Source organism: Achromobacter sp. DMS1 (assembly GCF_001270295.1).
Map to the genome: position 1 here is coordinate 1 of NZ_LHSJ01000131.1, position 11,137 is coordinate 11,137.

An 11,137-nucleotide genomic window follows, 5' to 3' on the forward strand; every position below is an offset into this window, starting at 1 on the left:
GGGCCGCGCGCCGCCGCAGCCGGTACATGCCGCGCAGGATGCCGGCGCGCACGGCATCGTCATCCGGCAGGTCGGGCTGGGCCAGGTTTTCGTTGGTGACGGTGAGGTAATAGAATTCGTCGCGCTGTTCGTCGAGCATGCGGCGCATGCCGTGCTCGATGATGATGGCCGCTTCATAGGCATAGGCCGGATCGTAGGCGCGGCAGTTGGGTATGGCCGCGGCCATGAGATGGCTGGAGCCGTCCTGGTGCTGCAGGCCCTCGCCGCCCAGCGTGGTGCGCCCCGAGGTCGCGCCGATGAGAAAGCCCCGCGTGCGCTGGTCGGCCGCCGCCCAGATCAGGTCGCCGATGCGCTGGAAGCCGAACATCGAGTAATAGATATAGAAGGGCAGCATGGGCAGTCCATGCACCGAGTAGCTGGTGCCCGCCGCCGTCCACGAAGAGATGGCCCCGGCTTCCGTAATGCCTTCCTCGAGGATCTGGCCGTCGCGCGCCTCGCGGTAATAGAGCACCGAGCCGATGTCTTCCGGCTCGTAGAGCTGGCCCTGCGCGGAATAGATGCCGATCTGCCGGAACAGGTTGGCCATGCCGAAGGTGCGGGCCTCGTCGGCCACGATGGGCACGATGCGGGGGCCCAGTGCGGGGTTCTTGAGCAGCGCGGTCAGCATGCGCACCAGGGCCATGGTGGACGACATTTCCTTGCCCGCGGCCGCCAGCGCGAAGCGCGCCCATTGTTCCACCGGCGGCGGGGCCAGGCGGGGCGACTGGCCGCTGCGGCGCGGAATGTGGCCGCCCAGCGCCGCGCGCCGGCTGCGCAGATGGCGCAGCTCGGCGCTGTCTTCGGCGGGGCGGTAGAACTTCAGGGCCAGGCAGTCCTCGTCGGGGATCGGCAGGGCGAAGCGGTCGCGGAAGGCGAGCAGGGCCTCGCCGTCCAGCTTCTTCTGCTGGTGCGTGGTCATCTTGCCCTGGCCCGCCGCGCCCATGCCGAAGCCCTTCTTGGTCTGGGCCAGTATCACGGTGGGCTGGCCGCGGTGGCGCACCGCGCGGTGATACGCGGCGTGGATCTTCACCATGTCGTGGCCGCCCCGGTGCAGGCGGTCGATGGCCTCGTCGGTCCAGTCGGCCACGAGCGCGGCCAGCTCGGGGTTCTGGTTGAAGAAGTGGGTGCGGTTGAAGGCGCCGTCGTTGGCCGCGAAGGTCTGGAACTGGCCGTCCACCGTGCCCGCGAAGGCGCGCGCCAGCGCGCCCGTGGCGTCGCGCCGCAGCAGCGCGTCCCAGTCGCTGCCCCAGACGAGCTTGATGACGTTCCAGCCCGCGCCGGCATACAGGGTTTCCAGCTCGTCGATGATGCGGCCGTTGCCGCGCACCGGGCCGTCCAGGCGCTGCAGGTTGCAGTTCACGACGAAGACCAGGTTGTCCAGCTTCTCGCGGGCGGCCAGCGTGAGGGCGGCGATGGATTCGGGTTCGTCCATTTCGCCGTCGCCGAAAATGCCCCACACCTTGCGGTCGCCGGCGGGAAGGAGCGAGCGGTGTTCCAGATAGCGCATGAAGCGCGCCTGGTAGATGGCATTGATGGGGCCGATACCCATGGAGCCGGTGGGAAACTGCCAGAAGTCCGGCATCAGCCAGGGGTGGGGATAGGAAGACAGGCCGCGCAGGCCGCGGGCGGACGCGGTGATCTCCTGGCGGAAATGCGCCAGGTCGTCTTCGCCGAGAAAGCCTTCCAGGTAGGCGCGGGCGTACACCCCGGGCGCGGAGTGCGGCTGCATGTAGACCAGGTCGCCGGGGTTGCCGGGCGTGCCGGCGCGGAAGAAATGGTTGAACCCGACTTCGAACAGGTCGGCGGCCGAGGCATAGCTGGCGATGTGCCCGCCCAGCTCGCCGTGCGCCTGGTTGGCGCGCACCACCATCGCCAGCGCGTTCCAGCGGTTGATGCTGGCGATGCGCTCCTCGACCGCGAGATTGCCCGGAAAGGGCGGCTCCTGGTCGGCGGGAATGGTGTTGAGATAGGGCGTGCGGACCTGCCCGCCCGCGCGCAGGCCCAGCGCCGCGGCATGGCCCAGCAGGCTGTCCAGCACGTAGGCGGCGCGCTCCGGACCCCCGTGCTGCGCCAGCGCCTGCAAGGCGTCTCGCCATTCGGCGGTTTCGGCGGGATCGGTATCCTGCGGGGCGGCGGAACCCGCGTCGGTGTGGCGATGATCGCGCATGATGCTTGTCTCCTTTTCGGCCCTCATGCTAGACCGGTGCGCGGGGCATGAGGCATCGAAATCCGGGCGCGGGCCGCGTCGATTCAGCATAATCTATTATCGTTCTGGCGTTTCGCGGCAGTTTCGGCTGCCGCAGGACGCATAAGCGCGGCAGGCCCTGCGCACGTCGGCCGGCCGCGGGCTACGGAGATATGCAATGACCCTACCCCTCAGTGTGCCGGCGCGGGTGACGCTGCCGGAGCTGACATTCCGCGGCGTGCTGCTGGGCGCCCTCATCACGGTAATCTTCACCGCATCCAACGTCTTCCTCGGCCTCAAGGTGGGGATGACCTTTTCCTCGGCCATTCCGGCGGCCGTGATCTCCATGTCGGTGCTGCGCCTCTTCAAGGACGCCAACATCCTGGAGAACAACATGGTGCAGACCCAGGCCTCGGCGGCCGGGACGCTGTCCTCCATTATCTTCATCCTGCCTGCCCTGGTCATGATGGGGCACTGGCAGGGCTTTCCGTTCTGGCAGACGCTGGGCATCTGCGCGGCCGGGGGCATGCTGGGCGTGATGTTCACCATTCCGCTGCGCCATGTCATGGTGGTGCAGAGCGACCTGCCCTACCCCGAGGGCGTGGCGGCCGCCGAGATCCTGCGCGTGGGCAGCGCCGAGCGCGCGCTGGACGCGCAGGCCGAGGCGGGCGGCGCACCGCAAGGCGGCGCCCAGACGCAGGCCGCCACCGGCATGGCCGACATCGTCACCGGCGGCGCGGCCGCCGCGCTGGTGAGCTTCGCCGCTGGCGGCCTGCGGGTGCTGGGCGACGGCGTGAGCCGCTGGTTCGAACTGGGCGGGGCCGTGTTCCGGCTGCCGATGGGATTTTCGCTGGCCCTGCTGGGCGCGGGATACCTGATCGGCATCGTGGCCGGGCTGGCGATGTTCACGGGGCTGGTGATCGCCTGGGGCGTCGCGGTGCCGGTGCTGACCGCGCAGGGCGTCATCCCGGCCGGGCAGACCGCGGCGCAGTACGCCACCGGCATCTGGTCCTCGCAGGTGCGGTTCATCGGCGCGGGCGTCATCGGCGTGGGCGCCATCTGGACGCTGGCCACGCTGTTCATGCCCATGGTGCGCGGGCTCAAGGCTTCGTTTTCCGCCATCGGCAAGCCCAGCGGCCCGCGCGAGGGCGGCACGCCGCGCACCGAGCGCGACATGCCCGCGTTGTGGATTTCGGCCGTGACGCTGGCGCTGGTGGCGATCCTGGTCGCGACTTTCTACGTGTTCGTCGCCGGGGCCGCGCCGCTGCCGGCCGCCTCCATCTGGAAGCTGGTGGCCTACGCGGTGCTGTTTGCCTTCGTGTTCGGCTTCCTGGTGGCGGCGGCCTGCGGCTACATGGCGGGCCTGGTGGGCTCCTCGACCAGCCCCATCTCCGGCGTGGGCATTGTCGCCATCGTGCTGGTGTCGCTGCTGATGCTGGTGCTGGGGCGCGAACTGCTGGACGTGGAGCACGGCACGCGCATCGCGATCGCGCTGGCGATCTTCAGCACCTCGGCGGTGGTGGCGGTGGCCTCGATTTCCAACGACAACCTGCAGGACCTCAAGACCGGCTGGCTGGTGGGCGCCACGCCGTGGCGGCAGCAGGTGGCGCTGCTGATCGGCTGCGTGGTGGGCGCGGCGGTGATCTCGCCCGTGCTGGACCTGCTCTACAACGCCTACGGTTTTGCCGACGCCATGCCGCGCCAGGGCATGGACCCGGCCCAGGCCCTGTCGGCGCCGCAGGCGACGCTGATGCTGGCGATCGCGCGCGGCATTTTCACGCACCAGCTGAACTGGACCATGATTCTCGTCGGCATGGCGGCGGGCGTGGCGCTCATCGTGGCCGACGAGATCATGAAGCGCGTCTTCAAGGTGGCGCGGATTCCCGTGCTGGCCGTGGGCATCGGCATCTACCTGCCGCCGACCGTGGCCGCGCCCATCGTGGTCGGCGCGGTGCTGGCCTGGCTGCTGGAGCGCGCGCTGCGCCGCCGCGCGCAGGCCGCGGGCCAGCCCTACGCGCGCCATGCCGACGCCGCCAACCGCCGCGGCGTGCTCATCGCCTCGGGCTTGATCGTGGGCGAGAGCCTGGTCGGCGTGCTGATGGCGGCCGTGATCGGGGCGACCGGCAGCAATGCCCCGCTGGCCGTGGCGGGCGAGGGGTTCGAGCAGACCGCCTCGTACCTGGGCCTGGCCGTTTTCGTGCTGGTGGCGGTGCTGTTCTGGCGCCGCGTGATGCGCCTGGCCTGAGCCCGCTCAGGCCAGCAGGTCGGCCAGCGTGCGCGCCACCACCTTGGTGGCGCGGCGCAGGTCTTCCAGCACCAGGCGCTCGTCGCTGCGCTTGGCGTGCGATTCCAGCACCGTGCGCGGACCGGCGCCGTACAGCACGCAGGGAATGCCGGCCTCGGCGTAGAGCCGCGCGTCGGTATAGAGCGGCGTGCCCATGGCCGGGACCGCCGCGCCGAAGACCGCCGCGCCATGCCGCTGGATGGCCCGCACCAAGGGCTCGCTGCCGGGCAGGGGGCGCATGGCCCGGGCGAGCAGCAGGCGCCGGGTTTCGACGCGTATGCCCGGCAGGGCGCCGGCGGCCTGCCGGATGACGCGCAGGATGCCGGTTTCCACCTCGGCCGGATCTTCTTCCGGAATCATGCGGCGGTCGAGCTTGAACACCACCTTGCCCGGCACCACGTTGGTGTTGGTGCCGCCTTCGATGCGGCCCACGTTCAGGTAGGGGTGGCCGATGCCCGGCACGCCGGAGCGTATCGACGGGTAGCCCGCGTTCAGCGCATACAGCGCATCGAGAATGGCCACCGCGCCGCGCAGCGCGTCCACGCCGCTGGCGGGAATGGCGGCATGGGCCATCTTGCCGTGCACCGTGACTTCGATCTGCAGGCAGCCGTTGTGCGCGGTGATGACCTCATAGCCGAAGCCGGCGGCGATCAGCAGGTCGGGGCGGGTGAGCTTCTGCTCGAGCAGCCAGCCCGGCCCCAGCAGCCCGCCGAATTCCTCGTCGTAGGTGAAATGCAGCTCGATTGCGCCGCGTCGAGGCCGGGCCTGCGCTTCCAGCGCGCGCACCGCGAAGGTGTAGGTGGCGAAATCGCTCTTGCTGACGGCGGCGGCGCGGCCGTACAGGCAGCCGTCGTCGATCTCGCCGCCATACGGGTCGCGTGTCCAGCCCTCGCCGGGCGGCACCACGTCGCCGTGGGCATTGAGCGCCACGCAGGGACCGCCCGCGCCGTAGGGCCGGCGCACGATGAGGTTGGTAATGGACCGCATGCCGTAGCCGTGCACGGCGTCGGCGGGCACGGCATGCGATTCCGCTTCCAGGCCCCAGCCTCGCAGCAGTTCGGCGGTGCGGGCGGCGTGGGGCGCGTTGTCGCCCGGCGGCGTGTCGGTGGGTATGCGCACGAGCGCCTGCAGAAAGGCGACCTGCTCGTCGAAGTGGGCGTCGATCCAGGCGTCGAGCTTGGCGTAGTCGGTCATGGTTCAGCCTTGCTCCGATCCGCCGGCCAGGTCGTCCAGCAGTCGCAGCATGGCTTCGGCGGCCAGCTGCATGTCGTGGCTGGTGGTGGATTCCAGCGGGTTGTGGCTGATGCCGCCGTTCTGTCCGCGCACGAACAGCATGGCTTGCGGCATGATCTCGTGCAGCTTCATGGCGTCGTGGCCGGCGCCGCTGGGCATGCGGTGCACGGGCACGCCCAGCGCGTCGACGGCGGCTTCCCAGCGGGCCTGCCATTGCGGATGGCTCGGCGCCGCGCTGGCGCGCATGGTTTCTTCCAGTTCGCGGCGCAGGCCGCGCCGCGCGCAGATGGCGTCCAGCTCGGCCAGCACGTCGCGCGCGAGGGCGTCGCGCTGCGGGTCGCTGGGCGCGCGCAGGTCCAGGCTCAGACGGCATTCGCCCGGGATGACGTTGATCGAGCCGCCCGGGACATCCAGCATGCCCACCGTGCCCACCGACCCGGCGTCGGCCGCGGCGCGTCGCTCCACATACAGGATGAGCTCGGCCGCGGCGGCGGCCGCGTCCCGCCGCCGGTCCATGGGCGTGGTGCCCGCGTGGCCGGCCATGCCGAGTATCCGCACGCGATAGCGCAGGCAACCGTTGATGGACGTGACCACGCCCAGCGGCAGGCCCAGTTCGTACAGCACCGGCCCCTGTTCGATGTGCACTTCCACGAACCCCAGGTAGCGGGCGGGATCGCGCTTGAGCCGGGCGATGTCTTCGGCGCGCAGGCCGGCCCGCGCCATGGCCTGGCGCAGCGTGACGCCGTCGGCGTCACGCTGGTCCAGCCAGGCGGGCTGGAAGCCGCCGACCAGCGCGCCGGAGCCGAGGAAGGTGGCCGGGAAGCGCTGGCCTTCCTCTTCGGCGAATCCGATCACTTCGAGGTGGAACGGCAAGCGGCGGCCCTGGCGGCGCAGTTCGCGCACGCAGGCCATGGGGGTGAAGATGCCGAGCCGGCCGTCGTACTTGCCGGCGTTGCGCACCGTGTCGTAGTGGCTACCTGTCATCAGGGTGGGGGCCTGGGGATCGGCGGCGCGGTAGATGCCCACCACGTTGCCCACCGCGTCGGTGCCGACTTCGTCGAAGCCGCATTCGCCCATCCATTGCGAGATGCGCTGCGCGCAGGCCCGGTGGGCCTCGGTGAGGTAGGTGACCGTGAGCTGGCCTCTTTCGGCGTATCCCGGGTCGCTGTGGGCGCTCAGTTCCTCCTGCCAGTCCCAGATCCGGTCGCCCATGGCGGTGTCGGCGCCGAAGCGGCGGGGCAAGGCGCAGCTCGGCGCTGCGGTGCAGCGCCCGCAGCGCTTCGCCGCGTTCCAGGTCGGCGGGATGATCCAGGCGGCGCCTGAGCATGTCCTCGGCCTGCGCCGCGTCCAGCGGCGCGCCGCGCGGGCCGGCTTCGGCGAGCACGCAGGGGTAGCCGAACCGCGCCTCGTATTCATCGGCCAGCCAGGCGGGCGCGCCGGGGGCGCGCGCCTGGCTGCGCAGCATCGCCGTCTGCGCTTCGGCGCCGGCTTCGTCCACCGCCTGCCGCAGACGCTGCTGCAGCTCGGCCAGGGAGCGGAAGGGGCGGGCGGCGAGCGCGGCCCGGGCGATCCAGGGCGCGTGGTCGTACAGGCCGTCGAGCAGGCGGAGGGCTTCGTCGTGCGGCGCGCGGTTGAGATCGGCGAGAGTGGCGGGGGTCATGGAGCGCTCGGATGGAAACGGGGGGCGGGAAGTCTCATAGAGTACAAAAGATGTATACAAATTTCCAGTGCACCGGCCGGCGCCCAGGCCGCGTGCGGAATGTGATCCGCTTGCGTGCCCGCGCGCTGCCGCAGGCGGTCTCGGCGAATATCGGACATCCGGACGAGGCTTGCATGCAACAGGCCGACGCCCGCCGTGCAAAATATGATGCGCCGCCGCATCTCGAAATGCCTGACATTGCGGGCGAGTAACCGGCGCAATGCCCGGCGTTGCCAGGACATTCCAGGCTTGCATGACTCCATTCCAAATCGGCTTTTGCGGCACGCAATGCCGAAAAGACACCCGTAAACTCAAAGGGTTATACTTTCGCCCATACGGCTTTCAAGGCTCGTACGCGCCTTCTGCCCCTGCTATCCGCTAACCGGGAAGCCCGTGTCGCGGAAGGTTTTCTCCTGCATCGTGTCGAGTGAAGCACTCGTAAAGGTGAAGCGATATGTCTTCGGAAATAGAGTCCCTATCCACGTCTTACTTGTTTGGGGGTAATGCCCCCTACGTCGAAGAGCTTTACGAAGCCTACCTCGACAACCCGGGTTCGGTGCCCGACAACTGGCGCGAATATTTCGATCAGCTCCAGCACGCCCCCGCCACCGACGGCCAGGAATCCACCCGCGATCAGGCCCACGCTCCCATCGTCGAATCCTTTGCGCAACGCGCCCGCGCCAACGCCTTCGTGCAGCGCGTCGCCGAGCCGGATCTCACCGTGGCGAGCAAGCAGGTGTCGGTGCAGTCGCTGATCGCCGCCTACCGCTCGCTGGGCTCGCGCTGGGCCGACCTCGATCCGCTCAAGCGCCAGGAACGTCCGCCCATCCCCGAACTCGACCCGGCCTTCTACGGCCTGACCGAAGCAGACCTCGACCAGACCTATTCCGCTACCAATACGTACTTCACGACCGCCAGCACCATGACGCTGCGCGACATCCTGAAGGCGTTGCGCGACACGTACTGCCGCTCCATCGGCGCCGAATTCACGCACATCTCCGACCCCGCCGCCAAGCGCTGGATCCAGGAACGCCTGGAGTCCACCCTGGGCGCGCCGAACTACACGGCCGAAGAAAAGCGCCACATCCTCCAGCAGCTGACCGAAGCCGAAGGTCTCGAGCGCTTCCTGCACACCAAGTACGTGGGCCAGAAGCGCTTCTCGCTGGAAGGCGGCGAAAGCTTCATCGCCTCGATGGACGAAGTGGTGAACCACGCCGGCGAGAACGGCGTGCAGGAAATCGTCGTGGGCATGGCCCACCGCGGCCGCCTCAACCTGCTCGTGAACATCATGGGCAAGATGCCCGGCGACCTCTTCGCCGAGTTCGAGGGCAAGCACGCCGAAGGTCTGACCGACGGCGACGTGAAGTACCACAACGGCTTTTCCAGCGACCTCTCCACGCGCGGCGGCCCGGTCCACCTGTCGCTGGCGTTCAACCCCTCCCACCTCGAAATCGTGAATCCTGTGGTCGAGGGCAGCGCGCGCGCGCGCCAGGAACGCCGCGGCGACACCGAAGGCAAGCAGGTCCTGCCCGTGCTGGTGCACGGCGACGCGGCCTTCGCCGGCCAGGGCGTGGTCATGGAAACGCTGAACCTCGCGCAGACCCGCGGCTACGGCACGGGCGGCACGCTGCACATCGTCATCAACAACCAGATCGGCTTCACCACGTCCGATCCGCGCGATTCGCGTTCCACGCTGTATTGCACCGACGTGGTCAAGATGATCGAGGCGCCCGTCTTCCACGTGAACGGCGACGATCCCGAAGCCGTGGTCTTCGTGACCAAGCTGGCCCTGGACTACCGCCTGCAGTTCCGCCACGACGTGGTGGTGGACATCGTCTGCTTCCGCAAGCTGGGCCACAACGAGCAGGACACCCCCTCGCTCACGCAGCCGCTGATGTACAAGCGCATCGGCCATCATCCCGGCACCCGCAAGCTGTACGCCGACAAGCTCACCACGCAGGGCGTGCTGGCCGAGGGCGAAGCCGACCAGCTCGTCAAGGACTACCGCCAGCTCATGGAAGACGGCCAGCGCACCATCGAGCCGGTGCTGACCGACTACAAGAGCAAGTACGCCATCGACTGGTCGCCGTTCCTGGGCGCCAAGTGGACCGACCAGGCCGACACCGCCGTGCCGCTGGCCGAGCTCAAGCGCATCGGCGAGCGCATCACCACGGTTCCCGACGGCTTCACCGTGCACCCGCTGGTGGCCAAGCTGCTGAACGACCGCCGCGCCATGGCCAAGGGCGAGCTGAACCTCGACTGGGGCATGGGCGAGCACCTGGCCTTCGCCACCCTGGTGGCCTCGGGCTACGCCGTGCGCATCACCGGCCAGGACTCCGGCCGCGGCACGTTCACGCACCGCCACGCCGTGCTGCACGACCAGAACCGCGAGCGCTGGGACGACGGCACCTACATCCCCCTGCAGAACGTCTCGGAAGGCCAGGCGCCCTTCACCGTCATCGACTCCGTGCTGTCCGAAGAGGCGGTGCTGGGCTTCGAATACGGCTATTCCAGCGCCGAGCCCAACACGCTGACCATCTGGGAAGGCCAGTTCGGCGACTTCGTCAACGGCGCCCAGGTCGTGATCGACCAGTTCATCAGCTCGGGCGAAGCCAAGTGGGGCCGCCAGTCGGGCCTGACCCTGATGCTGCCGCACGGCTACGAAGGCCAGGGGCCCGAGCACTCGTCGGGCCGCATCGAGCGATTCCTGCAGCTTTGCGCCGACAACAACATGCAGGTCATCCAGCCGACCACGGCTTCGCAGATCTTCCACGTGCTGCGCCGCCAGATGATCCGCCCGTTCCGCAAGCCGCTGGTGCTGTTCACGCCCAAGTCGTTGCTGCGCAACAAGGACGCGGGCTCGCCGCTCACCGAACTGGCCGGCGGCAGCTTCCGCCCGGTGATCGGCGAGCTGGACGAGTCCATCGACGCCGGCAAGGTCAAGCGCGTGCTGGTCTGCTCGGGCAAGGTCTACTACGACCTGGTCCACGCCCGCCGCGAGCGCGGCGCCGACAACGTCGCCATCATGCGCGTCGAGCAGCTTTATCCGTTCGCCCACAAGGCGTTCGAAGCCGAGATGCGCAAGTACCCGAAGGCCACCGAGGTCATCTGGGTCCAGGACGAGCCCCAGAACCAGGGCCCGTGGTTCTACGTGCAGCACCATGTGTACGAGAACATGGTCGAAGGCCAGAAGCTCGGCTACGCCGGCCGCCCGGCGTCGGCCTCGCCGGCCGTGGGCTACCTCGCCAAGCACCAGGAGCAGCAGAAGGCCCTGATCGAGGCGGCTTTCGCGCCCAAGTTCAAGACCATGCTGACGAAGTAAGCATCACACGCCGCATGCGACGTCCGCGGCAAGCGACCGGAACGCCCGTTTCGACCTTGCCGCGGCCCGTTACCAGAATACAAACTCTACGGAATACACAAAATGGCTATTACCGACGTCGTCGTCCCCCAACTGTCCGAGTCCGTCTCCGAAGCCACGCTGCTCACCTGGAAGAAGCAGCCGGGCGCCGCGGTTGAAGCGGACGAAATCCTCATCGAAGTCGAAACCGACAAAGTCGTGCTCGAAGTGCCGGCCCCGGCTTCGGGCGTGCTGGCCGAAATCGTCAAGGGCGACGGCAGCACCGTGACCTCCGGCGAAGTCCTGGCCCGCATCGATACCGACGCCAAGGCCGCCGCCGCTCCCGCCACCGCGCCC

5 protein-coding genes and 1 pseudogene are annotated in these 11,137 nt (G+C 68.9%); 3 read left to right on the top strand and 3 right to left on the bottom strand.

Annotation, left to right across the window (positions count from 1 at the left end; genetic code table 11):
• Positions 1–2,206, bottom strand: a 2,206-nt coding sequence (gene mdeB, locus AD428_RS15545; RefSeq protein WP_053245775.1) for an alpha-ketoglutarate dehydrogenase, incomplete at its 3' end; no start/stop codon positions are given.
• A gap of 196 nt (positions 2,207–2,402) precedes the next feature.
• On the opposite strand from mdeB, the gene AD428_RS15550 reads away from it, so the two are divergent.
• Positions 2,403–4,469 carry an OPT family oligopeptide transporter gene (locus tag AD428_RS15550; RefSeq protein WP_053245776.1) on the top strand — a complete coding sequence of 689 codons (2,067 nt, stop codon included), beginning with the start codon at positions 2,403–2,405 and terminating at the stop codon, positions 4,467–4,469.
• 6 nt (positions 4,470–4,475) lie between these two features.
• On the opposite strand, the gene AD428_RS15555 is transcribed toward AD428_RS15550, so the two are convergent.
• Both AD428_RS15555 and AD428_RS15560 read right to left on the bottom strand, forming a co-directional pair.
• Positions 4,476–5,702, bottom strand: coding sequence for a M20/M25/M40 family metallo-hydrolase (locus AD428_RS15555; RefSeq protein ID WP_053245777.1), 1,227 nt, complete (start codon positions 5,700–5,702; stop codon positions 4,476–4,478).
• A 3-nt stretch (positions 5,703–5,705) separates the two neighbouring features.
• Positions 5,706–7,401: pseudogene (locus tag AD428_RS15560) on the bottom strand (hydantoinase/carbamoylase family amidase).
• Positions 7,402–7,894: 493 nt separating this feature from the next.
• On the opposite strand from AD428_RS15560, the gene AD428_RS15565 reads away from it, so the two are divergent.
• Both AD428_RS15565 and AD428_RS15570 read left to right on the top strand, forming a co-directional pair.
• Entirely contained in the window at positions 7,895–10,762 is a 2,868-nt protein-coding gene (locus tag AD428_RS15565) for a 2-oxoglutarate dehydrogenase E1 component (RefSeq protein ID WP_053245778.1), read from the top strand.
• 102 nt (positions 10,763–10,864) lie between these two features.
• Positions 10,865–11,137, top strand: a 273-nt coding sequence (locus tag AD428_RS15570; protein ID WP_304438951.1) for a biotin/lipoyl-containing protein, incomplete at its 3' end; no start/stop codon positions are given.

Coding starts and splice junctions, on each gene's coding strand:
- AD428_RS15550 (WP_053245776.1), top strand. CDS start 2,403: ATGACCCTACCCCTCAGTGTGCCGGCGCGGGTGACGCTGCCGGAGCTG.
- AD428_RS15555 (WP_053245777.1), bottom strand. CDS start 5,702: ATGACCGACTACGCCAAGCTCGACGCCTGGATCGACGCCCACTTCGAC.
- AD428_RS15565 (WP_053245778.1), top strand. CDS start 7,895: ATGTCTTCGGAAATAGAGTCCCTATCCACGTCTTACTTGTTTGGGGGT.